The sequence below is a fragment of the Tepidimonas sp. HKU77 genome (assembly GCF_049728535.1).
GTDB lineage: Bacteria > Pseudomonadota > Gammaproteobacteria > Burkholderiales > Burkholderiaceae_C > Tepidimonas.
Genome location: NZ_CP187300.1, coordinates 650,547 through 673,244, shown reverse-complemented (window position 1 = coordinate 673,244; position 22,698 = coordinate 650,547). Strand labels below are relative to the sequence as shown.

The window sequence follows — 22,698 nt, the reverse complement described above, 5'->3', positions numbered from 1 at the left end:
CGTGGGATCGCGGCCGCGCGCGCGGGTGCACGACGAGCCCGCCTTCGTCCTGCATCGGCACGACTGGAGCGAGTCCAGCCTGATCCTGGAGCTGCTCAGCCGCCACCATGGGCGCGTGGCCCTGGTGGCCAAGGGGGTCAAACGCCCCACGTCGCAGTTTCGGGCCGTGCTGCTGCCGCTGCAGCCGCTGCGCGTGGATTGGTCCGGCGACGCCGAGGTGCGCACCCTCAAGGCTGCTCATTACGCTGGCGGACACGTCATGCCCGCGGGTGACGCGCTGTTGGCGGGCTACTACCTGAACGAGCTGCTGCTGCGCCTGATGGTACGCGACGACCCGCACCCGGTGCTGTTCGACCACTACGCGCGCGCGGTGTGCGCGCTGGCCCTGGGCGATGACGCCGCGGTGGTGTTGCGCGCGTTCGAGTTGTTGCTGCTGCGCACCTTGGGGTGGCTGCCCGATTTGGCGCGCGACGGCCTGCGGCTGCTGCCGCTGGAGCCGGCGCAGCCGTGCCGGCTCTCGCCGCACGCCGGCTTGCAGCCCGCCGCTGGTGAGTCGGCCGACACCTTGCCCGCCGCCGCGTGGACTGCTTTGCAGGCCGCGCTGGACGGCCCTGACCCGTGGGCAGCGCTGTGCACGCAGGCGCCGCTGCTGGCCACTGCCGCGCTGCGCACGGGGCTCGCCGGCCTGCTGCACTACCATAGCGGGGTCGCGTCGTTTCGTACCCGTGAGCTGATGCGGGCCGTGCGCCGCATCGCCCCCCGTCCGTTGCCGCCCACGAGCGAGCCCACACCATGAGTCCAGGTCTGCCATCCGCGCCCGTACGCACCGCGCTGTCCGTCAACGTCAACAAGGTCGCCCTGTTGCGCAACAGCCGGCATTTGGGCATTCCCAGCGTCACGCGGGCCGCCACGCTGTGCCTGCAGGCCGGGGCCGACGGCATCACCATCCACCCCCGACCGGACGAGCGCCACATCCGCTGGCACGATGTGTTCGATCTGGGGCACCTGATGCAGGCCTGGCCGCAGCGCGAGTTCAACATCGAGGGCAACCCGTTCCACAACCTGCTCGACGTGGCGCGCGAGCTGGTGCAGCAAGGCCTGCCGTTGCATCAACTGACCTTCGTGCCCGACGCGATGGACCAGTTCACCAGCGACCATGGCTGGCGTTTTCCGGACGACGCCGAGCGCCTGCGTCCGGTCATCGAGCAGGCGCACGCGCTGGGCGCTCGCGTCAGTCTTTTCATGGACCCTGTGCCCGAGCAAATGGCCGCGGCGCGGGCGGTGGGGGCGGACCGCGTCGAGCTCTACACCGAACCCTACGCCGCTGCTTGGCCTGACCCGGCGGCGCGCGCCGTGCAGCTGCAGCGCTACCGCGCCGCGGCCGAGGCGGCGCACGTCGTCGGGCTCGCCGTCAACGCTGGCCACGACCTCAACCGCGACAACTTGACTGACTTTTTGCGCGCCGTCCCGGGTGTGGCAGAGGTCTCCATCGGCCACGCCTTGATCGCCGACGCGCTCGAGCTCGGCTACACGGCCACGGTCCAGGTGTACCAGCGCTGCATCGACGCGGCGCACGCGCCATGATCGTCGGCATTGGCACCGACCTGTGCGATGTGCGCCGCATCGCCGCGGCCTTGGAGCGCCATGGCGAGCGCTTTGCGCGCCGGGTGCTGGCCGACGGCGAGCTGGCCACCTGGCACGAGCGGCGCCAGCGCTGGCCCGAGCGCGGTGTGCGTTTCGTGGCCACGCGTTTTTCGGCCAAGGAGGCGTTCGCCAAAGCCGTCGGCCTGGGCCTGCGCGCCCCCATGACCTGGCGCGACTGCGAGGTCATCCACCTGCCCGGCGGGCGTCCCGCCTTCCGGCTGCACGGACCGCTGCAGCAGTGGTTCGAGGCGCGGCGCTGGCGCGCGCACCTGAGCCTGACCGACGAATCCGACCATGCCGCCAGCTTTGTGGTGGTGGAGCAAGACCCATGACCCTGCATGCCCCCTTGATCATCGACATCGCCGGTACCCGGCTGACCGAGGCCGACCGTGCCCGGCTGAGCCACCCGCTGGTCGGTGGCGTGATTCTGTTTGCCCGCAACTGGCGCGACCGCACCCAACTGCAGGCCCTGTGCCGCCAAATCAAGCGTGTGCGCAAGGATCTGCTCATCTGCGTTGACCACGAGGGCGGGCGCGTGCAGCGCTTTCGCAGTGACGGCTTTACCCACCTGCCGCCGATGCGCGAGTTCGGCCGCTTGTGGCGCGAGGCGCCCGAGGCGCGCGCAGGGGAAGCCGCGCTGATCGCGTGCAATGCCGCCACGGCGGCGGGCTACGTGTTGGCAGCCGAGCTGCGCGCCTGTGGCGTGGACCTGAGCTTTGCCCCGGTGCTGGACCTGGACCATGGCCGCAGCGACGTGATCGGCGACCGCGCGTTCGACGCCGATGCGCGCGTGGTGACGCTGCTCGCGCAAGCGCTGATGCACGGCATGCGGTTGGCGGGCATGGCCCACTGCGGCAAACATTTTCCGGGCCACGGCTGGGCCGAGGCCGATTCGCACGTCGAGCTGCCCATCGACGACCGGCCGCTGGAAGCGATCCTGGACGACGACGCCGCGCCGTACGGGTGGCTCAGCGCATCGCTGGCCGCCGTGATGCCGGCGCACGTGGTCTATCCGCGGGTGGACGATGGCCCCGCCGGTTTTTCGCGTCGCTGGCTGCGCGACATCCTGCGCGAGCGGCTGGGCTTTACCGGCGCCATCTTCAGCGACGATCTGTCCATGGCCGCTGCCCGCCAATTGCGGGGGCAGTCGCTGACGTACACCGAAGCCGCACTGGCGGCGCTGGAGGCTGGCTGCGACCTGGTGCTGCTGTGCAACCAGAGCACGCAAGCGGGCGGCGTGGCGATCGACGACCTGATCGAAGGCCTCAGCCGCGCGGTATACGAGGAGCGCTGGCTGCCCGACGAGACGGCCGAGGTGCGCCGCCGCGCGTTGCTGCCCAACGGGCCGGCGCTCGATTGGGATGCGCTCATGGCCGATGCGCGTTACCAGCACGCGCTGGAGTGTTTGCCCTGAGCCCCCTCGCGGTGGCTGGCCAGCCGGTACACTAATACGGTTGGTCGCAGCGGCGCAGCGGCCACGCTTCGGATCCGCCGGGGCGTGACGCCGCAGGTCGCGGCCTGGGGCCCCCACAGCGCCCGCGGTGGTGGGGGTCGCACCACGTGCGCCACCGGGCGCATGGAGCGTGCCGTGGATGCCTATCTTCTGGACTGGGCCAACCTGTTGTTGCGTTGGTTGCATGTGGTGGCGGCCATCGCCTGGATCGGGTCGTCGTTTTACTTCGTGTTTCTGGACAGCAGCCTGACGCCGCCCGCGGACGAGCGCCTGCGGCGAGATGGCGCGACCGGTGAGCTGTGGGCGGTGCACGGGGGAGGGTTTTATCACCCCGTCAAGTACGCCGTCGCGCCGCCCCGCCTGCCCGAGCGGTTGCACTGGTTTTACTGGGAGAGCTACACCACCTGGCTCAGCGGTTTTGCGTTGCTGGCGGTGTCGTACCTGTGGCAGGCCGACATCTATCTGGTGGACGCGCGGGTGTACGCGTGGCCCGCGGCGTGGATGGCGGGCGCGGCGGCGATCGCGTTCCTGGTCGTGTTTTGGTTGCTGTACGACGCCATCTGCCGCTGGTGGGGTCAGACGCCTGGTGGCGACCGTAAAGTCGGGCTGGCGGTGGCGCTGCTGGTGGTGCTGGCCACGTGGCTGGCGTGCCAGTGGTTTGCGGGGCGTGCGGCGTTTTTGATCATTGGCGCGATGCTGGCCACCGCGATGAGCGCCAATGTGCTGTTTTGGATCATCCCCGGCCAGCGCAAGGTGGTGGCGGCGCTGCAGGCGGGGCAGACCCCGGATCCGCGCCATGGCCAGCGCGGCAAACAGCGCAGCGTGCACAACACCTACTTCACGCTGCCCGTGGTGCTGGCGATGCTGAGCAACCACTACGGCTTTCTGACCGGGCACGAGGCCAACTGGCTCGCCCTGCTGGGCTTGATGGCGGGGGGTGCGGCCATCCGGCAGTTTTTCGTGGCCCGACATGGGTACCGGCTTGGCCGCTGCGCGCACCCCTGGCCGTACGCAGCGGTGGGGGTGGCGCTGGTCGGGGCCGTCATCGTCGGGATACGCCCGGCGGCGCCGCAGGCGGGCGCGGCAGGCGACACGCCCGTCCCCCACGTAGAGCCGGCCCAGGTGTTGGCCGTGGTGCAGCAGCGCTGTGTGCCGTGTCACGGCGAGGCGCTGGCCTCCAAGGGCGTGCGGCTCGACAGCGCGCCGGCCCTGGCGCAGCACGCGCCAGCGGTGTATCAGCAGGTCGTGGTTACGCGGCAGATGCCGATCAATAACGCCACGGGTTTGACCGAGGCGGAGCGGGCGTTGATCGCCGCCTGGTGGCGCGCGGGGGCACCGGTTCCCTGACCAGGCGGGTCAGTCCTCGACGGTCTTGACGTCCATCACGCGCAGGCTGACGCCGCCGGCCTGGCGCGCCGCCTTGTCGCCGATGACGGGCTTGTTGGCGTAGGACTGGTAGCGGGTGCGCAGCGGCTGAATCGCCTGTGCCAGTTCTGCTGCATCATCGATGCGCGCTTCGTAGCGCTTGAGCACGCCCCAGGCCGACTCGATGATTTTGGCGTTGCAGGTGACACGCCCCTGCTCGAGGAGTTCGAGCACCGCGGCGCGCGGGTTGCCCGCCAGGCTTTGGCGCATGGCGTGCTCGATGATGCTCAGCACCTCGGTGTGCAGACTGGACAGCCGCTCGGCGTACGGCGGGTGGGCGTTGGCGGCCTGAGCCAGCAGCGCCGTCAGCGCCTTGGAGGTACAAAAACGCCGTCCGAGCACGGTCAGTCGCTCTTGCACCTCGTCGATCTGGATCGCGCGCTGCGCCACATACGCCAGCAGCGTCGTCAGGTTGCACGCCGCCTCGAAGTCGAAGTCCTCGTCGGTGATCGTGGCCATCATGGCGCGCAACTGTTGCAGCACGCGGGCCACTTGGGCGTCGTGCAGCAGCAGCGCGATTTCGAGCACCTCGGCCAGTCGGCGCAGGCGCTGCGACTGCGGGTGGCGCTCCACCATGCGCAGGGCATCATCCCAGTAGCGCTGCAAGCCCTTGCGGTCGCCCGCCTCGAAACGCATGAATCCCAACAGCACCAGCGACTGAGCGTCGAACATCTTGGAGTCCAGCCCCAGTCGCACCGAGCGCGCCAGCAGCTCCTCGGCCAGCGCGGTTTGGCCGCAGTAATGCGCCAGCATGCCATGCCGCTGCAGCCGGCTGATGGAGGCGGGCGTCAGGTCGGTGGCCATTTTGTAGACGGCCAGTGCGGCGTCGAAGTTGCCCAGCTCGATCTGCGCCCGGCCCATGACGTCGTAGGCGTCGGCGTAACCGGGGTCGTCGTCGATCAGGCTTTGCAGGGTTTGGCTGGCGCGCTGTGGCTGTCCGGCTTCGAGCTGCGCGCGCGCCACACCCAGGCGTGCCCAGGGCAAGGCCTTGGCCTCGACGACGGCTTCGTACAGGCGCTGAGCCTCGTCGTAACGCTCCAGTCGCAGCAGCAGTTCGGCGCCGACCCGGGCCGCGTACAGCCAGTAGTCGGCGCGCTCGCGAAAGCGCTGCAGGCACAGCTCGGCCGCACGCTCGAAATCGCGTTTTTCGACCGCCTCGAAAATGTCTTTGAGCACCGCTTTGCGGTGGCGCGCCTGCCCGATGCGCTGGGCGAGTTGGTTGGCGGTGAAGGGCTTGAGCAGGTACGAGTCGAGGGCGGATTCGGCGGCTTCGGCCACTTTCGAGTACGACGCCTCGGACGTGACCATGATGAAGACGGTGGCAAAGGGCAGCAGCCCCGCACGACGAAGGTCATCGAGCAGGGCTTGCCCGGTGCCGCTGTCGTTGGGAAAGTGCTGCTCGCACACCACCACGTCGAAGGTGCGAAATTCGAGCTGGCGGCGCGCATCCGCGATGCGCGGGCTTTGCGCGACGGTGCGCGCGCCCATGTCGCGCAGCTGTGACACCAGGATCGAGCGCGAGGTGGGATTGCCGTCGATGACGAGTGCCGTGGCGCCGTAGAGATCCATCGGGCTCATGCCGCCACATTATCGACCCGCACTGGCGCTGGCGCGCGATCCATCGGGCCCAGATGCACGCCACCCGAGGGGCGCAGGCGCGGGTCGCCCAGCGCCGGCCGGTTGCGGGCGGTGCCATAGCCCTGGCGCAGCGCCTGCACGCGCTGTTGCCAGCGTTCGGGGTTGGGCATGTCACGCTGGTAACGCTGCAGCACCAGCCAGGCCGACTCGACGGCGCGTGCGTTGAGCGTGTCTTGTGCGAGTGTGCACAGCTCGGCCAGTGCCAGCACCGGCTCGCCGTCGTGGGCGCGGCGCAGCGCTTGTTCGATGCGCTGCACCATCGTGGTCTCGCATTCGCGCAGGCGCTGCGCGTAGCGGGTGTGGTGGCTGGCGGCGCTGGCCAGCAGTTCGCCCATCGCCTTGGAGGTGGCAAAGCGCAGCCCCAGCCGCTCCACCAGCGCGTCGTGTTCCGGCGTGTAGCCCTGGTGCGCCAGCGCCGCCAGCGCGGCGAGCAGGTTGCACGCCGCCTCCATATCGAAGTCGGGCGTGCCCACACCGGGCGCCATCGCGGTCAGCTCGGTCGCCACCCGTGTTCGGCGCTCCTCGTCCGGGGTGGGCAGGGCCTGCGCCAGCAGATCGACGAGGGCGACGAAACGCTGCAGCCGGTTGTCGTCGGGATAGCCGCGCGCGCGCTTGGCAAGCTCGGCCTGGTGGCGCTCCAGTTCGGCCGCGTCGTGCCGCTCGAACGCCGCGATGGCCAGCAACACCAGGCTCTCGGCGTCGAACATCTTGGAGTCCAGTCCCAGGTAGGTGGCGCGCTGCAGCAGCTCGACGGCCTTGTCGCGGTTGCCGAGAAAAAATGCCAGCATTCCCAGCCGCTGCTGGCGGCCGATCGCCATCGGCGTCGCCTCGAGCGCCCGCTGCAGGCTGTCGAGCGCGTCGTCGAAGCGGCCCAGCTCCATCTGGGCGCGACCCAGCACGTCGTAGGCATCCGGGTAGTCGGGCGCGACTTCGATCAGTTGGCGCAGTGTCTCCAGCGCCGCCGAGGGCGCGCCGCTGTCGAGCTGGCAACGTGCCACCCCCAGCAACGCCCAAGGCTGGGCTTGCGCATCCCAGATCGACTGGAACAACGCCTGCGCCTGCCCGAAGCGCCCCAGCCGCAGCATGATCTCGGCCCCCCAGCGGGCCGCCGACAGCCACTGGGGGCCCTGGGTGGCAACGCGCTCCAGGCAGCGCTCGATCGCATCGTCGTAGCGGCGCTCCTCGAGCGCGCGGTAGATTTCCCACAGCGCCGCCTTGCGCCGCTGGGCCTGCTCGATGCGGTCGTACAGCGTGGCGGCCGAGTAGGGGCGCACGATATAGCTGTCCACCGAGGATTCGGCGGCTTCGACCACCTTGAGATAGGTGGCCTCGTCGGTGATCAGGATGAACACGGTGCCATACGGCAGCAGGCCCGAGCGGCGCAGATCGTCGAGCAGCTCCTGTCCGGAGCCACCGCGCGGGAAGGTGTCGGCGCACACCACCAGGTCGAACGGGTGGCGCTCGATTTCGCGCCGCGCATCGGCAATGCGCCCGGTCTGGCTGATGGAGGTGAAGCCAAAGCTGCGCAGCTGGCCCGCCAGCGTCATGCGCGTGGTCGGGTTGGCATCGACGACCAGTGCCGCGTTGCGCCGCAGGTCTGCCGGCAGGGGGGCGCCGGATCCGGCTGCGGACATGGTCAGACCACCGCGCCCAGCTTGAAGATCGGCAGGTACATCGCGACCACGATGCCGCCGATGATGGTGCCCAGAATGACGATGATGACGGGCTCCATGAGGCTCGACAGGCCAGCGACCATGTCATCGACTTCCTGCTCGTAAAAGTCGGCCGCCTTGCCCAGCATGTGGTCCAGCGAGCCCGACTCCTCGCCGATGGCGCACATTTGCAGCACCATTGAGGGGAAGATGCCAGCGTTGGTCATGGCCTGCGTCAGCGAGGTGCCGGTGGCGACCTCTTGCTGGATCTTGGCGGTGGCATCGGCATACACCGAATTGCCGGCGGCGCCGCCCACCGAATCGAGCGCCTCGACCAGCGGCACGCCGGCGGCGAACATCGTGGACAGCGTGCGCGTCCAGCGCGCGACGACGGATTTTTCGATCAGCTGGCCGAAGATGGGCACGCGCAACAGCAGCCGGTCCATGAAACGCTGAACCCGCTCGTCGCGCTTCCAGGCCTGGAAGAAGAAGTACAACCCGCCACCCAGTGCCCCGAAGATGAGCCACCAGTACGCGACGAAAAATTCGCTGATCGCGATTACCGCCAGCGTCGGTGCCGGCAGATCGGCGCCGAAGGAGGTGAACACCTCCTTGAACGCCGGTACCACGAAGATCATGATCACCGACACGACGATGAAGGCCACCACCATGACCGCGGTCGGGTACATCAGGGCGGACTTGACCTTGCTCTTGATCGCCTCGGTCTTTTCCAGGTACGTTGACAGCCGGTCCAGGATATCTTCCAGGATCCCGGCCGCCTCGCCCGCTTCGACCAGGTTGCAATAGAGCGAGTTGAAGTACGCCGGGTGTTTGCGAAACGCCGCGCTGAGTGAGGTGCCGGTCTCGACGTCAGAGCGAATGTCGTACAGCAGTCGGGCCACGCTCGGGTTGGGGTTGCCGCGTCCGACGATGTCGAAGGCCTGCAACAGTGGCACGCCCGCCTTCATCATGGTGGCGAGCTGGCGTGTGAAGATGGCGATGTCCTTGGGGCGGATGCGCTTGGCCGAGGCGAGCCGGCGCTTCTTGACCTTTTGCACCAGGATGCCCTGGCGCCGCAGTTGCGCCTGCACCTGGGCCTCGCCGGCCGCGCGCAGCTCGCCCTTGACCGTCTTGCCGTTGCGGTCCTTGCCTTCCCACTCGTAGACGTATTCTTTGATGGTCGGGGCTGTCGTGGCCATGGGTGCTCCGCTGCGGTTCGGGACGATGGGGCGTGCCGGGCGATGATTCGGTCAGTCGTTGGTCACCGCCAGAACCTCCTCCAGTGACGTGATGCCCATCTTAACCTTGCGCAGCCCACTTTCGCGCAGGGTGCGCACGCCTTCGGCGCGTGCCTGGGCGGCAATCTCCAGCGCGCTGGCGCCGCGCAGGATCAGCTGCTGGATGGCTTCGGTCACGGGCATGACCTGGTAGATGCCGACCCGGCCCTTGTAGCCTTCGTGGCAGGCCGGGCAGCCCACGGGGCGGTACGGTTGCCATTGGCCGTCCAGGTCCTCGGGCCGAAAGCCCGCGTCCAGCAGCGCACGCTCGGGAATGTCATGGTGCGGCACTTTGCACTTGGGGCACAACCGCCGCGCGAGGCGCTGCGCCGTGATCAGGTTGATGCTGGAGGCGATGTTGAACGGCGCCACCCCCATGTTGAGCAAGCGCGTGAGGGTGGAGGGCGCATCGTTGGTGTGCAGCGTGGATAACACCAGGTGGCCGGTCTGCGCCGCCTTGATCGCGATGTCGGCGGTTTCCAGGTCACGAATCTCGCCCACCATGATGATGTCGGGGTCCTGACGCAGAAACGCCCGCAGCGCAGCGGCAAAGGTCAGCCCCGCCTTTTCGTTGACGTTGACCTGGTTGACGCCCGGCAGGTTGATCTCAGCCGGATCCTCGGCCGTGGAGATGTTGACCCCGGGCTGATTGAGCAGATTCAGGCAGGTGTAGAGCGAGACGGTCTTGCCCGACCCCGTGGGGCCGGTGACGAGCACCATGCCATAGGGCCGGTTGATGGCTTCCAGCAGCTTGGCCTTTTCGTCGGGTTCGTAGCCCAGCGCGTCGATACCCATCTGGGCGCTGCTCGGATCCAGGATGCGGATCACCACTTTCTCGCCGAACAGCGTGGGCAGGGTGCTGACGCGAAAGTCGATCACCTTGTCGGGGCCGACCTTGAGCTTCATGCGCCCGTCCTGCGGCACGCGCTTTTCGGCAATGTCGAGCTTGGAGATGACCTTGATGCGCGACGCGAGCTTGTCCTTGATCGCCACCGGGGGAGAGGCGACCTCGCGCAGCTCGCCGTCGATGCGAAAACGCACGCGGTACTGGTGTTCGTAGGGCTCGAAATGCAGGTCCGAGGCACGCATCGTGTAGGCGTCGAGCAGCATTTTTTGCAAAAACCGCACGATGGGCGCGTCCTCCACCTCGGCCGACACCTTGTCGGCGGGCTCGTCCGAGGTCATTTCGATACCGTCGGCCGCGAAGTCGAACGTCTGGCCGACGATCTGGTCGATCACCTGCTGGGCACTCGCGGTGAAGGATTCGACCAGCTTGCCCAGCTTGTTGACCTCTGCGATGATCCAGTCGACGCTGAGCTGGGTTTCGAACTTGATTTTTTCTGCCGCCTGCAAGTCCGACGGATCCGCCGTGGCCACCGACAGCCGGTTACCGCGCCGCCCCAGGGGCACGACGCGGTACTGCTGGCAGGTTTTGGGGTCGAGCAATCCGTGGGGCAGGCGCTGCGGGTCGACGGCGTCGAGGTCGATCAGCGGCGCGGCAAAAGCCACCGACATCACGTGCGCCAAGTCACGCGGCGACACCGACTGGCTGCCGATGAGTTCGGTGATGAAGCCGGTCTGGCGCGCCTGGGCCTGGGCGTAGAGTGTCTCGGCCTGGCGCTGCGTGAGCACGCCCGCGCCGATCAGGGCGCGCGCCAGCCCCGGTAGGGCCATCGTGGCGACGCTGTCGTCATCGGTCATCGGGGGTTCCTGTGGGCGACGGTGGACAAGGGCTCGTGTATATTTCGCGCTCTTTCCGCGATGTTCGCGGCACGATCAACGCATGTTGGGTGCATCATACGGAGTCACCATGGATCTTCGCAAACTCAAGACGCTCATCGACCTGGTCTCGGAGTCGAACGTCTCCGAACTCGAGATCACGGAAGCCGAAGGCAAGGTCCGCATCGTCAAGGCGGCTCCCGCAGCACCCATGATGGTGCCTGCCCCCGCCCCGGCCCAGGCCGTGCCAGCCGCGCCCATCACCCTCACGGCGCCCGCGCCCTCGCCAGTGCCGCCGGCGGCGTCGGCCGCGCCGGCGCAGATCGAGGGACACGTGATCAAATCGCCCATGGTCGGAACCTTCTATCGTGCACCCAGCCCGGGGGCCAAGCCCTTCGTGGAAGTGGGCCAGGCGGTCAAGGAAGGCGAGCCGGTGTGCATCATCGAAGCCATGAAGATTCTCAACGAAATCGAGGCCGATCGTGCAGGTGTCATCAAGGAAATTCTGGTCGAGAACGGCCAAGCCGTCGAGTACGGCCAGCCCCTCTTCGTCCTCGAGTGAGGGCGCGGGCATGTTCAAGAAGATCCTGATCGCCAACCGCGGCGAGATCGCGCTGCGCATCCAGCGCGCCTGCCGCGAGTTGGGCATCAAGGCCGTTGTCGTGTACTCCGAGGCCGACCGCGAGGCCAAGTACGTCAAGCTCGCCGACGAGGCGGTCTGCATCGGCCCGGCGCCGTCGGCGCAGAGTTACCTGAGCATGCCGGCCATCATCTCGGCCGCCGAAGTGACCGACGCCGAGGCCATCCACCCGGGCTACGGTTTCCTGTCCGAGAATGCCGACTTTGCCGAGCGCGTCGAAAAGAGCGGCTTCGTTTTCATCGGCCCCACGCCCGAGTCGATCCGCCTCATGGGCGACAAGGTCTCGGCCAAGCAGGCGATGAAAGCGGCGGGCGTGCCCACCGTGCCGGGCTCGGACGGCGCCTTGCCCGACGACCCCGCCGAGATCAAGCGCATCGCGCGCAGCATCGGCTACCCCGTCATCATCAAGGCCGCGGGCGGCGGCGGGGGGCGCGGCATGCGGGTGGTGCACACCGAGGCCGCGCTGCTGCACGCGGTGCAGACCACCAAGAGCGAAGCGGGCGCCGCATTCAACAACCCGGAGGTGTACATGGAGAAATTTCTCCAGAACCCCCGGCACATCGAAATCCAGGTGCTGGCCGACCAGTACCGCAACGCGGTGTACCTGTTCGAGCGCGACTGCTCGATGCAGCGCCGCCACCAAAAGGTGATCGAGGAAGCGCCTGCGCCCGGCATCCCGCGCCGCCTGGTCGAGCGCATCGGCGAGCGCTGCGCGGCCGCCTGCAAGAAGATGGGCTACCGCGGCGCGGGCACGTTCGAGTTCCTGTACGAGAACGGCGAGTTCTACTTCATCGAGATGAACACGCGCGTGCAGGTGGAGCACCCGGTGACCGAAATGGTCACCGGCATCGACATCGTGCGCCAGCAAATCCTCATTGCCGCGGGGGAAAAGCTCCCGTTCACGCAGCGCCAGATCCAGCTGCGCGGCCACGCCATTGAGTGCCGCATCAACGCCGAGGATCCGTACAAATTCACCCCGTCGCCCGGGCGCATCACGGCCTGGCACGCACCGGGCGGTCCGGGGGTGCGGGTCGATTCGCACATCTACACCGGCTACACCGTGCCGCCCCACTACGACTCGATGGTGGGCAAGATCATCGTGCACGGCGACACGCGCGAGCAGGCGCTGGCGCGCATGCGCGGGGCGCTGGCCGAGGTGGTCATCGAGGGCATCAAGACCAATGTGCCGTTGCACCGCGAGCTGATGGTGGACGCCAACTTCGAGGCCGGCGGCACCAACATCCATTACTTGGAAAGCTGGTTGGCCCAACGTGAGCGCAGCTGACGCCGCCCCCGCCCCCGCCGCGCGCTGGCACGAGCTGGTGCTGCAGGTGCCCGAAGCCCAGGTAGAAGCCGTCTGCGACGCGCTGGAGGCGCTCGACGCGCTGAGCGTGGCGGTGGAAGATGCCGACGCCCACACCCCCGCCGAGCGGGCGCTGTTTGGCGAGCCGGGTCTGCCGCCACCGGCGGCGGGTTGGCAGCGCTCGCAGGTGGTGGCGCTGTTCGACACCGAAGCCCAGGCGCGCGAGGCGGCCGGGCTGTTGGCGGTGCAGGACTTCATGGCCGACGCGGCCGTGGTCGGCGTGCGCCCGGTGGCCGATACCGACTGGGTGTGTCTGACCCAGTCGCAGTTCGAGCCGGTGGCCATCACGCCCGACTTCTGGATCGTCCCCACTTGGCACGAGCCGCCAGCGGCAGCGCGCACCGTGCTGCGGCTGGACCCGGGCCTGGCGTTCGGCACCGGCACCCACCCCACCACGCGCATGTGTCTGCGCTGGATCGCGGCGCATCCGCCGCGCGGACGGCGCGTGCTGGACTATGGCTGCGGCTCGGGCATCTTGGCGATGGCGGCAGCGCGGTTTGGCGCGCAGGCGGTGGATGCGGTCGACATCGACCCCGCGGCCGTGGAAGCCACCCAGCGCAACGCTGCCGCCAATGGGGTGCGGCTGTCGGCCGGGTTGCCCGAGCGGGCGCAAGGCACCTACGACGTGGTGCTGGCCAACATCCTGGCCACGCCGTTGAAGGTGCTCGCGCCGCTGCTGTGTGCGCACGTCGCACCGGGCGGGCACCTGGTGTTGGCCGGCATCCTGGAGCGCCAGGCCGAGGAGCTGCGCGCGGCCTACGCGCCGTGGCTGGCGTTGCAGGTGCAGGAGGCGGACGAGGGTTGGATCCTGATGACGGCACAGCGTCTGGGGGCAACGCCGCCATAATCCGGGGCATGAGCTTCATTACCCGCTGCCCCTCGTGTGGAACGGCCTTCAAGGTCGTGGCGGATCAGCTCAAAATCGCCGATGGCTGGGTGCGCTGCGGGCGGTGCCAGCACGTATTCGATGCCACGCTGGATCTGGAGCCGGCCTCCGTGCCGCTGCCGACCGAGGCGCCGCGCCCGGCGACGCCAGATCCCCCACCCCCCCCCGCCTTCCTCGTCCCCCGAGGTGGCGGCCCCCGATGTCGCCGACGCTCACGACACGGCGCGCCCCCCGACCGAAGATTGCCCGTCGCAGCCCCCTGACGAGTCGCCACCGGGATCCCTGCCCGAGGCCGCGCCGCCGAGCGTGCCCTTGTCAGACGGGTCGTTGCCGGACTGGTCGTTCGTGCGGCAGGCGCGCCGTCGGGCGTTCTGGCGCCGGCCGTGGGTGCGGGCGACGCTGATACTTGCAGCGCTGGGGTTGACGGCATCGCTTTTGGGCCAAGCGGTATGGCACTGGCGGGACACGCTGGCGGCGCGTTACCCCGAATCGCGGCCCGGGCTGCAGGTGTTTTGCGAAGTGCTCGGATGCACGATCGCGCCGCCCCGGCGGCCACAGGACGTGGTCATCGAAGGGTCGGTGCTGCTGCGCCGCGCGCCCGACCGCTACAGCTTCCATCTGGTGGTGCGCAACCATGCCGACATCGAGATCGCCGCGCCGGCGCTGGAGCTGACGTTGACCGATGCCCAGGATCGGGTCTTGGTGCGCCGGGTGTGGCTGCCGGCCGAATGGCCGCAGCCGCGGGCCACGCTGGCACCGGGGCAGGAGTGGCCGCTGCAGTTCGAGTTGGCGTTCGATCACCCGAAGGCGGCCCGCATGGCGGGCTACCGGGCAGTCTTGTTCTATCCCTGACCCGTTCGGGTCTCCTCGCGAGTCTTTTTCATGACCATCCTCGTTTGCGGTTCCCTGGCCTTCGACACCATCATGGACTTCGAAGGCCGTTTTGCCGACCACATCCTGCCGGACCAGCTGCACATCCTGAACGTGTCGTTTTTGGTGCCGGCGTTGCGGCGCGAGTACGGCGGCTGCGCGGGCAACATCGCTTACGGCTTGCGGCAGCTGGGGGCGGCGGTGCGGCCCGTGGCCACGCTGGGTGCCGACGGCCAGCCCTATCTGGCACGCCTGCAGGCCATGGGGGTGGACGTGTCGGCGCTGCGGGTCACGCCCGAGCATTTCACCGCCCAGGCGATGATCATGACGGATCGGGACAACAACCAGATCACGGCGTTTCATCCCGGAGCGATGGCGCTGGCGCACCACAACCCGATCGCAGAGACGGCCGGCGTGTCGATCGCCATCCTGTCGCCCGACGGCAAGCAGGCCACCTGGACGCACGCCGAGCAGCTGCACGCGGCGGGCGTGCCGTTCGTCTTCGATCCCGGGCAGGGGTTGCCGATGTTCGACGGCGCCGAACTGCGACAGTTGGTCGAGTGGGCCGATTGGGCCGCGCTCAATGACTACGAGGCCCGACTGCTGTGCGATCGCACGGGCCTGTCGCTGGCTGCCCTGTCACAGCGGTTGCGGGCGCTGGTGGTGACGCTCGGGGAGCACGGCTGCGACGTCTGGCAAGATGGCCAGTGCACGCGCGTGGCCGGCGAGCGCGCCAGCGCCATCGTCGATCCGACCGGCTGCGGCGATGCCTTCCGGGCCGCCCTGCTGTACGGGCTGGCGCACGGCTGGGGTGTCGAGCAGGCCGCGCGACTGGGCAACCGCATGGGCGCGGCCAAGATCGCCACCCAAGGCGGGCAGAACTACCGTTTCAGCCTTTGAGCCCGATGGGCCAAAGCCACCCCGCCACGCGGCAGGGAAGCGCAAGGCACCCGCACTCAGGGCCGTGGACCGGTCGGGAACGGCCACGCCGCCTTGGGGTTGAGCTTGGTTTGGGCGCTGGGCGCGGCAGCGGCCTCGGCCTTGCCTTTGGACTTGGCCTTGGCGCCAGACGCTTGGGTAGGAGCCTTGTCGCCAGCGGATTCGCCTTTGGCGGCTTTGTCCGTTTTGCCTGCCTTGGCGGTTTTTTTCGCCTTCGGCGCCTCGTCCTTCGAGGCCGTCGCCTTCGAGGCTTTGACCACTTTCTCGGCCTTGACGGCCGGTGTGGCGCTCGGGGTGGCCGTCTTCGCGCTCGATGTCTTTTTTGCCGGTGCTTTCACCGCCGTCTTTTCGGTCGTTTTTTCGGCCGCCTTTTTCGCCGGGGCGCTGGCCGCGGTGGACGTCGACTTCGCTGCGGTCGTCTTGCCGCTCGCGCTGGCGGCTGCGCTCGTTTTAGCCGCAGGTTTCTTGGTCGTGGGCTTCTGGGCGGTCGCCGCGGGTTCGGCGGTCACCGCGGCGGCCTTTTTCTTGGGCGCGGCTTTCTTGGCCGGCGCGGAAGCGCTGGCTGCCGTGGGGGCTGCGGTCTTGCTCGTCGCCTTGGGTGTGGCTTTGGATGACGCCTTGGTGGCCGCTTTGGAGGGCGCGGGTTCGGCGCCCGCCGCAGCCGTGGCGGGCGCTTTCTTGGCCGTCACCTTCTGGGTTGTCGGCGCAGCGGCGGCCGTCTTTTTCTTCGCGGACTCGGTGGCCGCGGCGGCGGCCTTCTTCGCGGTTGCCATGGGGGGTCTCCTGCTTGAGGTTGGCGGGTGGGGAAAACGGTGACGGCCGCGCGACCCAGGCGTTGGCGGGGGATCAGTCCCAGGACAGGGCGCCGCCGGACTGGTACTCGATCACGCGCGTCTCGAAGAAATTGCGCTCCTTCTTCAGGTCGATCATCTCGCTCATCCAGGGGAAGGGGTTTTCCTCGTTGGGGAAGAGCGGCTCCAGGCCGATCTGGGTGGCGCGCCGGTTGGCGATGTAGCGCAGATAGCCCTTGAACATGCTGGCGTTGAGCCCCAGCACGCCGCGCGGCATGGTGTCCTCGGCGTAGCGGTACTCCAGATCCACCGCCTTGAGGAACAGCTCTTTGATCTCGGCCTTGAAGGCGGGCGTCCACAGGTGCGGGTTTTCCAGCTTGAGCTGGTTGATCATGTCGATGCCGAAGTTGCAGTGCATCGATTCGTCGCGCAGGATGTACTGGTATTGCTCGGCCGCACCGGTCATTTTGTTCTGCCGCCCCAGCGCCAGGATCTGCGTGAAGCCGACGTAGAAGAACAGCCCCTCCATCAGGCAGGCGAAGACGATCAGCGACTTCAGCAGCGTCTGGTCCGCCTCGGGCGTGCCGGTCTTGAAGGCCGGGTCCATGATCGCGTCGATGAAGGGGATCAGGAACTCGTCCTTGTCGCGGATCGATGGGATCTCGTGGTAGGCGTTGAAGATCTCGCCTTCGTCCAGCCCCAGCGACTCGACGATGTACTGGTAGGCGTGGGTGTGGATGGCTTCCTCAAAGGCCTGGCGCAGCAGGAACTGGCGGCACTCCGGCGCCGTGATGTGGCGGTAGGTGCCCAGGGTGATGTTGTTGGCGGCCAGCGAGTCGGCGGTGACGAAGAAGCCCAGGTTGCGCTTGACGATGCGGCGCTCGTCCTCGGTCAGGCCGTTGGGGTCTTTCCACAGCGCGATGTCGCGCGACATGTTGATTTCCTGCGGCATCCAGTGGTTGGCGCAGGTGGCGAGGTATTTCTCCCACGCCCATTTGTACTTGAACGGAACGAGCTGGTTGACGTCCGTCTGGCCGTTGATGATGCGCTTGTCGGCGACGTTGACGCGGCGGTATTGGGTGCCCGGCTGCGCCGACGCTGGCGAAACGGCAGTGGCCGCGGCAGGAGGATGCGCGCCGATCGTGGCGCTGACCGGCGACACATAGTCGAAACCCGCGACGGTCTGCGCAGGGCGTGCACCAAACACGGGCTGGGCCGCCACCGACGGCCGGTGCGTTGGAGCGGCATCGGGCGCTGGACGTGCCGGTTGGGGGGCAGCGGTGGGGGTGTGGTCTTCCCAAGTCAACATGGTGGTGTCCGATTCGGTGAATTATTGAAAAATCTCGTCGAAATGACAAGGGTTTGACGGGGCGTTGCGACTTTTGCGGGGGCTTGATGCCCCGGACTGTGGCGCCGGGGCATCAATCGGGTCATCCGCACGGGTGTCGTGGGCGCTGGCTCTCGTCATTGGCAGGCTTCGCAGCCCGGGTCGTCGATGGCGCAGAATTTGATGTCGGTCGCGGGCTCTGTCACCCTGGGCGTCATGGCAGGCGGCACGGTGGCCGCGGCGAGCGCCGACGTGCCACCCGCCGTCGGCACCGCGTTGAGCGCGCCGCTGCGCACGGTGGACTTTTCGGCGTGGGTGGCGCCGGTGGTGCGCAGGTAGTAGGTGGTCTTGAGCCCGCGAATCCACGCGAGTTTGTAGGTTTCGTCGAGCTTTTTGCCCGAGGCGCCAGCCATGTAGATGTTGAGGCTTTGCGCCTGGTCGATCCATTTCTGGCGCCGCGCGGCCGCTTCCACCAGCCACACCGGTTCGATTTCGAACGCGGTGCGGTACAGCTCCTTGAGCTCGCGCGGCACGCGATCGATGGGCCACAGCGAGCCGTCGAAGTGCTTGAGGTCCATGATCATGACCTCGTCCCACAGGCCCAGGCGCTTGAGGTCACGCACCAGGTAGTGGTTGATGACGGTGAATTCGCCCGACAGGTTGGACTTGACCGACAGGTTGCCAAAGCACGGTTCGATCGAGGCGTCGACGCCAACGATGTTGGAAATCGTGGCCGTGGGGGCGATGGCGATGCAGTTGGAGTTGCGCATGCCGTCGCGCGCGATCTTGGCACGCAGCGCGTCCCAGTCCAGCGTGCGCGAGCGGTCCACCTCCAAATAGCCGCCGCGCTCTTGCGCCAGCAGGTCCAAGCTGTCGGGCGGCAGGATGCCGCGCTCCCACAGCGAGCCTTTGTAGGTCGAGTACCGACCGCGCTCCACCGCCAAGTCGCTGCTGGCCCAATAGGCGTAGTAGCACACCGCCTCCATCGACCGGTCGGCGAATTCGATCGCCTGCGGTGACGCATAGGGGATGCGCAGCTCGTAGAGCGCGTCTTGAAAGCCCATGATACCCAGGCCCACCGGTCGATGGCGCAGGTTGGAGTCGCGCGCTTTCTTGACGGCGTAGTAGTTGATGTCGATCACGTTGTCGAGCATGCGCATGGCCACCGTGATGGTGCGCTGCAGCTTGTCGTGGTCGAGTTCTTTGCCCGCGGGGCCGTCTTTGAGGTGCTGAGCCAGGTTGATCGAGCCCAGGTTGCACACCGCGGTTTCGGTGTCGCTGGTGTTGAGGGTGATTTCGGTGCACAGGTTGGACGAATGCACCACGCCGACGTGCTGTTGTGGGCTGCGGATGTTGCAGGGGTCCTTGAACGTGATCCAGGGGTGCCCGGTCTCGAACAACATGGTCAGCATCTTGCGCCACAGGTCGACGGCGCGCACCTGCTTGCTGGGTTGGATTTCGCCACGCGCGGCTTTTTCTTCGTAGGCGAGATAGGCTTCTTCGAACGCGCGCCCGACCTTGTCGTGCAGATCGGGCACGCTGGAAGGCGAAAACAGCGTCCACATGCCGTTTTCCATCACGCGCTTCATGAACAGGTCTGGAATCCAGTTCGCCGTGTTCATGTCGTGTGTGCGGCGCCGGTCGTCGCCGGTATTTTTGCGCAGCTCCAGGAATTCTTCGATGTCCAGGTGCCACGTTTCCAGGTAGCAGCACACGGCGCCTTTGCGTTTGCCGCCCTGGTTGACGGCCACCGCCGTGTCGTTGACGACCTTCAGGAACGGCACCACGCCCTGGCTTTCGCCGTTGGTGCCCTTGATGTGGCTGCCCAGCGCGCGCACGCGCGTCCAGTCGTTGCCCAGGCCGCCGGCGAATTTGGACAGCAGCGCGTTTTCCTTGATGGCGTCGTAGATGCCTTCGAGGTCGTCGGGCACCGTGGTGAGGTAGCAGCTCGACAGTTGCGAGCGCAGCGTGCCGGAGTTGAACAGCGTGGGTGTGCTGCTCATGAAGTCGAAGCTGGAGAGCACCTCGTAGAACTCGATGGCGCGCGCCTCGCGGTCGATCTCGTTGAGCGCCAGGCCCATGGCCACGCGCATGAAGAAGGCCTGCGGCAGCTCGATGCGCTGCTTGCGCACATGCAGGAAGTAGCGGTCGTACAGGGTCTGCAGCCCCAGGTAGTCGAACTGCAGGTCGCGCTCGGGTTTGAGCGCCGCGCCCAGGCGCGCGAGGTCGAAGGTCTGCAGCTCGGGGTTGAGCAGCTCGGCCTCCACCCCCTTTTTGATGAAGGCCGGGAAGTACTCGGCATAGCGCTCGCGCATCTGCGCGTGCGTGGTTTCTTCGCCCAACACCTCTTTGTAAATGGTGTGCAGCAGCAGCCGCGCGGTGACGTAGGTGTAGTCGGGGTCGGTCTCGATCTTGGTGCGCGCGGCCAGGATGGCGGCTTTGTGCACCTCGTCCAGCGGCACGCCATCGTAGAGGTTGCGCAGCGTTTCGGCGACGATGGGTTCGGCCTGCACGTCGGGCCCCAGGCCTTCGACGGCGGAGTGGATCAGCGCCTTGAGCCGATCCAGGTCCAGCGGGAGGCGCTCGCCGCCGTCGAGCACGTGGATGGTGGGCTGCACCGGCGCGGCCGGCGCTTCACCACGCGCGGCACGCTCCTGGGCACGGCGCTCGCGGTACAGCACGTAGGCGCGCGCGACCTCGTGGTGGCCGCCGCGCATCAAGCCCAGCTCGACCTGGTCTTGCACGTCTTCGATATGGAACGTGCCACCGCCAGGGCGCGAGCGCATGAGAGCGCGCACGACCGCCTGCGTGAGTTGATCGACCGTCTCACGCACGCTGGCCGACGCGGCGCCCTGCGGGCCGTGCACGGCCAAGAAGGCCTTCATCATCGCGACGGCGATTTTGCTGGGCTCGAACGGCACCACGGCGCCGTTGCGCCGAATGATCTGGTAGTGCGGCAACGTGCCGGCGGGGAGGGGGCGGGCGGCCTCGGGCACGGCGGCGACGCTGGCGCCGGACGGGGGGGTGGAGAGGGTGGTCTGCATGGAGCCTCGCTGAGGGTGATGTCCACAGGGCCGACGGCGAAACACTAGATCTAGTGTCCGTCGTTGAGAAAAAACACTACCGCTAGTGTAGCGGGCATGGCGGGCGGGACAAGAAGTCAGGCGCGAAAATTTTTCAATCTCGACGCCCCGCCGATATCCTCGGGTTGCCCCGGAGGGGACGACTAGCGCGGCATGGGGGCCGCGCCTGCGGTGCTGGCAAAGGCGTGCGTGGGCCAGCCGGTCAGCGCGATCAAGCGTGCCCAGTCGAAGCCGGGGCCCGGGTCACGCTTGCGGCCCGGGGCGATGTGTTCGTGGCCCGCCACCGCGCACAAGGTGGGCCAGCGCGCGCGCAAGGTTTGGCACAGCTCGGCCAGTGCGTCGTACTGTGCGGGTTCGAAGGTGTCGCCTTCCAACCCCTCCAGCTCCACACCAATGGAAAAATCGTTGCAGTTGGCCCGCCCGTGCCATTGCGAGACGCCGGCATGCCAAGCGCGGCGCTCGCAGGCGACGAATTGCACGAGCTCGCCGTCGCGCCGGATCAGGAAGTGGCTGGACACCTCCAGCCCGCGGATGCGCTGAAAGTAGGGGTGGGCGTCCCAGTCAAGCGTGCCGGTGAAGAGCTGCTCGATCGCGGCGCCGCCGTATTCGCCGGGCGGCAGGCTGATCGAGTGCACGACGATCAAATCGAGCGACGCGCCGGGCGGGCGCGGGCCGTGGTGCGGCGACGGCACCCAGCGTGCCTGGGCCAGCCACGTGCCCTCGGTGGGGGCGGGGTGGTCGGCGGCAGTGAGCATGGCCATGGGATCGTTAGGGCGGGTCAACGCACCAGTTGGTTGAGCTGGATGATGGGCAGCATCACCGACAGCACAATGAGCAGCACGATCGCGCCCATGGCGATGATGAGGGCGGGCTCCAGCAACGTCGCCAAGCGCAGCGTGCGCCGTTGCACCTCGCTGCTGATTTGGGTGGCCGCGCGCCGCAGCAGGTCACTGAGTTGGCCGGTTTGCTCACCCAAACGGGCAAAGGTGATCAACGGCCCGGCGAACGTGGGGCGGGTGGCCAGTGCGGCAGCCAGTGGGGCCCCCTCGCGCACCAGGGTCAGCACCTGGCGTGCGTCGGCGCGCAGGGCGTGGTTGCGCAGGGTATCGCTGGCCGTTTGCAGCGCGCGCAGCAGCGGCACGCCCGCCCCCGTCAGCAGCGCCAGCAAGGCCGCAAAGCGCGCCACATCGTACTGGCGGCTCAGGCGCCCCACCACGGGCAGTCTGAGCCAGGCGCGGTCCAGGCGCTCGCGCAGTGGTGGGCGCTGGCGCGCCCACCACAGGCCAGCGGCCGCGGCCATGCCCAGCAGGGGCACCAACCAGCCCCACTCGCGCAGCGCGTGGCTCGCGTGCAGCATGACGACCGTCAGCGTCGGCAGTGCCCGGCGCCCGCTGCTGAACGCCTGGGCCACCTGTGGCACGACATAGGTCATCAGAAAGACGACGATGGCCAACGCGAAGACGGTCACGATCGCCGGGTACAGGATGGCCGACAGCACGCGTTGGCGCAAGGCCTGTCCGGCCTCCAGCTCGTCGGCGAGGCGCTCCAAAACTGTCCCGAGTCGGCCGCTGGTCTCGCCTGCCGCAACCACGGCCCGGTAGGGCTCATCAAACACGCGCGGGTGGGCGGCCATGGCCGTCGCCAGGGGGCTGCCGGCGCTGACCTCGGCGCGCAGGTGCGCGACCAGTTCGCGCTCCGCCGGGGTGTCGGCTTCGTCGGCGAGGCTGGCCAGCGCGCGCTCCAGTGGCAACCCGCCTGCGACCAGGGCTGCGAGTTGGCGCGTCCACGTGGCACGCCGACTGCGTGACAGCGGGGCACGTCGCCAGCCAGTGGGCCCGGCCGACTCGGGGCCCGTTTCGCCGACCAGAACAGGTGCCAGACCGCGTGCGCGCAGCGCCGCACGGGCGGCACGCGGCGAGTCGGCGTCGAGGTGTCCGCGCTGGCGGCGTCCTCGCTGGTCGAAGGCTTCGTAGCGAAAGCGGGGCATGGTG

At 68.1% G+C, this 22,698-nt stretch carries 20 protein-coding genes; 11 read left to right on the top strand and 9 right to left on the bottom strand.

All coding sequences use genetic code 11. The annotated features are described in order from the left end of the window. Position 1: 1 nt before the first annotated feature. The 5 genes from recO to ACPP3B_RS03150 all read left to right on the top strand — a co-directional run bounded on the left by recO (position 2) and on the right by ACPP3B_RS03150 (position 4,444). On the top strand, positions 2–796 hold the full coding sequence (recO, locus tag ACPP3B_RS03170; protein ID WP_299019193.1) for a DNA repair protein RecO: 795 nt from the start codon (positions 2–4) through the stop codon (positions 794–796). Further along, positions 793–1,584 carry a pyridoxine 5'-phosphate synthase gene (locus ACPP3B_RS03165; RefSeq protein WP_299019195.1) on the top strand — a complete coding sequence of 264 codons (792 nt, stop codon included), beginning with the start codon at positions 793–795 and terminating at the stop codon, positions 1,582–1,584. The genes recO and ACPP3B_RS03165 overlap by 4 nt, the downstream gene beginning before the upstream one ends. Beyond that, entirely contained in the window at positions 1,581–1,976 is a 396-nt protein-coding gene (gene acpS, locus ACPP3B_RS03160) for a holo-ACP synthase (RefSeq protein ID WP_299019197.1), read from the top strand. Before ACPP3B_RS03165 ends, acpS begins: the two co-directional genes overlap by 4 nt. Further along, positions 1,973–3,058, top strand: a complete 1,086-nt coding sequence (gene nagZ, locus ACPP3B_RS03155) for a beta-N-acetylhexosaminidase (RefSeq protein ID WP_424859690.1) — start codon at positions 1,973–1,975, stop codon at positions 3,056–3,058. Before acpS ends, nagZ begins: the two co-directional genes overlap by 4 nt. Before the next feature lie 174 nt (positions 3,059–3,232). Then, positions 3,233–4,444: a urate hydroxylase PuuD gene (locus ACPP3B_RS03150; RefSeq protein WP_424859689.1), complete on the top strand. Its 1,212-nt coding sequence runs from the start codon at positions 3,233–3,235 to the stop codon at positions 4,442–4,444. 9 nt (positions 4,445–4,453) lie between these two features. Here ACPP3B_RS03150 and ACPP3B_RS03145 read toward each other — a convergent pair whose 3' ends face one another. Genes ACPP3B_RS03145 through pilB form a run of 4 tightly spaced genes read right to left on the bottom strand, consistent with a single transcriptional unit; the run spans position 4,454 to position 10,790 of the window. After that, positions 4,454–6,100 carry a tetratricopeptide repeat protein gene (locus ACPP3B_RS03145; protein WP_424859688.1) on the bottom strand — a complete coding sequence of 549 codons (1,647 nt, stop codon included), beginning with the start codon at positions 6,098–6,100 and terminating at the stop codon, positions 4,454–4,456. Beyond that, positions 6,097–7,794, bottom strand: a complete 1,698-nt coding sequence (locus ACPP3B_RS03140) for a tetratricopeptide repeat protein (RefSeq protein WP_299019204.1) — start codon at positions 7,792–7,794, stop codon at positions 6,097–6,099. Before ACPP3B_RS03140 ends, ACPP3B_RS03145 begins: the two co-directional genes overlap by 4 nt. A gap of 2 nt (positions 7,795–7,796) precedes the next feature. Next, positions 7,797–9,011: a type II secretion system F family protein gene (locus ACPP3B_RS03135; protein WP_424859687.1), complete on the bottom strand. Its 1,215-nt coding sequence runs from the start codon at positions 9,009–9,011 to the stop codon at positions 7,797–7,799. A 51-nt stretch (positions 9,012–9,062) separates the two neighbouring features. Next, positions 9,063–10,790, bottom strand: coding sequence for a type IV-A pilus assembly ATPase PilB (pilB, locus tag ACPP3B_RS03130; RefSeq protein WP_299019208.1), 1,728 nt, complete (start codon positions 10,788–10,790; stop codon positions 9,063–9,065). A 109-nt stretch (positions 10,791–10,899) separates the two neighbouring features. Between pilB and accB the strand changes: the two genes are divergently transcribed. The 6 genes from accB to ACPP3B_RS03100 are packed head-to-tail and all read left to right on the top strand — an operon-like array spanning position 10,900 to position 15,467. Continuing rightward, a complete protein-coding gene (gene accB / locus ACPP3B_RS03125; RefSeq protein WP_299019210.1) occupies positions 10,900–11,370 on the top strand; it encodes an acetyl-CoA carboxylase biotin carboxyl carrier protein in 471 nt (156 codons plus the stop codon). 10 nt (positions 11,371–11,380) lie between these two features. Beyond that, positions 11,381–12,733 carry an acetyl-CoA carboxylase biotin carboxylase subunit gene (accC, locus tag ACPP3B_RS03120; RefSeq protein WP_299019212.1) on the top strand — a complete coding sequence of 451 codons (1,353 nt, stop codon included), beginning with the start codon at positions 11,381–11,383 and terminating at the stop codon, positions 12,731–12,733. Beyond that, positions 12,720–13,658, top strand: a complete 939-nt coding sequence (gene prmA, locus ACPP3B_RS03115; protein ID WP_424859686.1) for a 50S ribosomal protein L11 methyltransferase — start codon at positions 12,720–12,722, stop codon at positions 13,656–13,658. Before accC ends, prmA begins: the two co-directional genes overlap by 14 nt. Positions 13,659–13,666: 8 nt before the next feature. Further along, positions 13,667–13,960, top strand: a complete 294-nt coding sequence (locus ACPP3B_RS03110; RefSeq protein WP_424859685.1) for a zinc-ribbon domain-containing protein — start codon at positions 13,667–13,669, stop codon at positions 13,958–13,960. Between the two features lie 49 nt (positions 13,961–14,009). Next, positions 14,010–14,549: a DUF3426 domain-containing protein gene (locus ACPP3B_RS03105; protein ID WP_424859684.1), complete on the top strand. Its 540-nt coding sequence runs from the start codon at positions 14,010–14,012 to the stop codon at positions 14,547–14,549. A gap of 30 nt (positions 14,550–14,579) precedes the next feature. Next, positions 14,580–15,467: a carbohydrate kinase family protein gene (locus tag ACPP3B_RS03100; RefSeq protein ID WP_299019219.1), complete on the top strand. Its 888-nt coding sequence runs from the start codon at positions 14,580–14,582 to the stop codon at positions 15,465–15,467. Positions 15,468–15,523: 56 nt separating this feature from the next. On the opposite strand, the gene ACPP3B_RS03095 is transcribed toward ACPP3B_RS03100, so the two are convergent. The 5 genes from ACPP3B_RS03095 to gspF all read right to left on the bottom strand — a co-directional run bounded on the left by ACPP3B_RS03095 (position 15,524) and on the right by gspF (position 22,694). Next, a complete protein-coding gene (locus tag ACPP3B_RS03095; RefSeq protein ID WP_424859683.1) occupies positions 15,524–16,279 on the bottom strand; it encodes a histone H1 in 756 nt (251 codons plus the stop codon). A 73-nt stretch (positions 16,280–16,352) separates the two neighbouring features. Further along, positions 16,353–17,606: a ribonucleotide-diphosphate reductase subunit beta gene (locus ACPP3B_RS03090; protein WP_424859682.1), complete on the bottom strand. Its 1,254-nt coding sequence runs from the start codon at positions 17,604–17,606 to the stop codon at positions 16,353–16,355. A 155-nt stretch (positions 17,607–17,761) separates the two neighbouring features. Beyond that, a complete protein-coding gene (locus ACPP3B_RS03085) occupies positions 17,762–20,668 on the bottom strand; it encodes a ribonucleoside-diphosphate reductase subunit alpha (protein WP_424859681.1) in 2,907 nt (968 codons plus the stop codon). Between the two features lie 182 nt (positions 20,669–20,850). Beyond that, on the bottom strand, positions 20,851–21,462 hold the full coding sequence (gene ampD / locus ACPP3B_RS03080; protein ID WP_424860133.1) for a 1,6-anhydro-N-acetylmuramyl-L-alanine amidase AmpD: 612 nt from the start codon (positions 21,460–21,462) through the stop codon (positions 20,851–20,853). Positions 21,463–21,485: 23 nt separating this feature from the next. Next, positions 21,486–22,694: a type II secretion system inner membrane protein GspF gene (gspF, locus tag ACPP3B_RS03075; protein WP_424859680.1), complete on the bottom strand. Its 1,209-nt coding sequence runs from the start codon at positions 22,692–22,694 to the stop codon at positions 21,486–21,488. Between the last annotated feature and the right edge of the window lie 4 nt (positions 22,695–22,698).

What these genes read in the sequence shown, in the direction of transcription:
- ACPP3B_RS03165 (WP_299019195.1), top strand. Translation starts at nt 793, where the DNA reads ATGAGTCCAGGTCTGCCATCCGCGCCCGTACGCACCGCGCTGTCCGTC.
- acpS (WP_299019197.1), top strand. Translation starts at nt 1,581, where the DNA reads ATGATCGTCGGCATTGGCACCGACCTGTGCGATGTGCGCCGCATCGCC.
- nagZ (WP_424859690.1), top strand. Translation starts at nt 1,973, where the DNA reads ATGACCCTGCATGCCCCCTTGATCATCGACATCGCCGGTACCCGGCTG.
- ACPP3B_RS03145 (WP_424859688.1), bottom strand. Translation starts at nt 6,100, where the DNA reads ATGAGCCCGATGGATCTCTACGGCGCCACGGCACTCGTCATCGACGGC.
- ACPP3B_RS03140 (WP_299019204.1), bottom strand. Translation starts at nt 7,794, where the DNA reads ATGTCCGCAGCCGGATCCGGCGCCCCCCTGCCGGCAGACCTGCGGCGC.
- ACPP3B_RS03135 (WP_424859687.1), bottom strand. Translation starts at nt 9,011, where the DNA reads ATGGCCACGACAGCCCCGACCATCAAAGAATACGTCTACGAGTGGGAA.
- pilB (WP_299019208.1), bottom strand. Translation starts at nt 10,790, where the DNA reads ATGACCGATGACGACAGCGTCGCCACGATGGCCCTACCGGGGCTGGCG.
- accB (WP_299019210.1), top strand. Translation starts at nt 10,900, where the DNA reads ATGGATCTTCGCAAACTCAAGACGCTCATCGACCTGGTCTCGGAGTCG.
- accC (WP_299019212.1), top strand. Translation starts at nt 11,381, where the DNA reads ATGTTCAAGAAGATCCTGATCGCCAACCGCGGCGAGATCGCGCTGCGC.
- ACPP3B_RS03110 (WP_424859685.1), top strand. Translation starts at nt 13,667, where the DNA reads ATGAGCTTCATTACCCGCTGCCCCTCGTGTGGAACGGCCTTCAAGGTC.
- ACPP3B_RS03100 (WP_299019219.1), top strand. Translation starts at nt 14,580, where the DNA reads ATGACCATCCTCGTTTGCGGTTCCCTGGCCTTCGACACCATCATGGAC.
- ACPP3B_RS03095 (WP_424859683.1), bottom strand. Translation starts at nt 16,279, where the DNA reads ATGGCAACCGCGAAGAAGGCCGCCGCCGCGGCCACCGAGTCCGCGAAG.
- ACPP3B_RS03090 (WP_424859682.1), bottom strand. Translation starts at nt 17,606, where the DNA reads ATGTTGACTTGGGAAGACCACACCCCCACCGCTGCCCCCCAACCGGCA.
- ACPP3B_RS03085 (WP_424859681.1), bottom strand. Translation starts at nt 20,668, where the DNA reads ATGCAGACCACCCTCTCCACCCCCCCGTCCGGCGCCAGCGTCGCCGCC.
- ampD (WP_424860133.1), bottom strand. Translation starts at nt 21,462, where the DNA reads ATGCTCACTGCCGCCGACCACCCCGCCCCCACCGAGGGCACGTGGCTG.
- gspF (WP_424859680.1), bottom strand. Translation starts at nt 22,694, where the DNA reads ATGCCCCGCTTTCGCTACGAAGCCTTCGACCAGCGAGGACGCCGCCAG.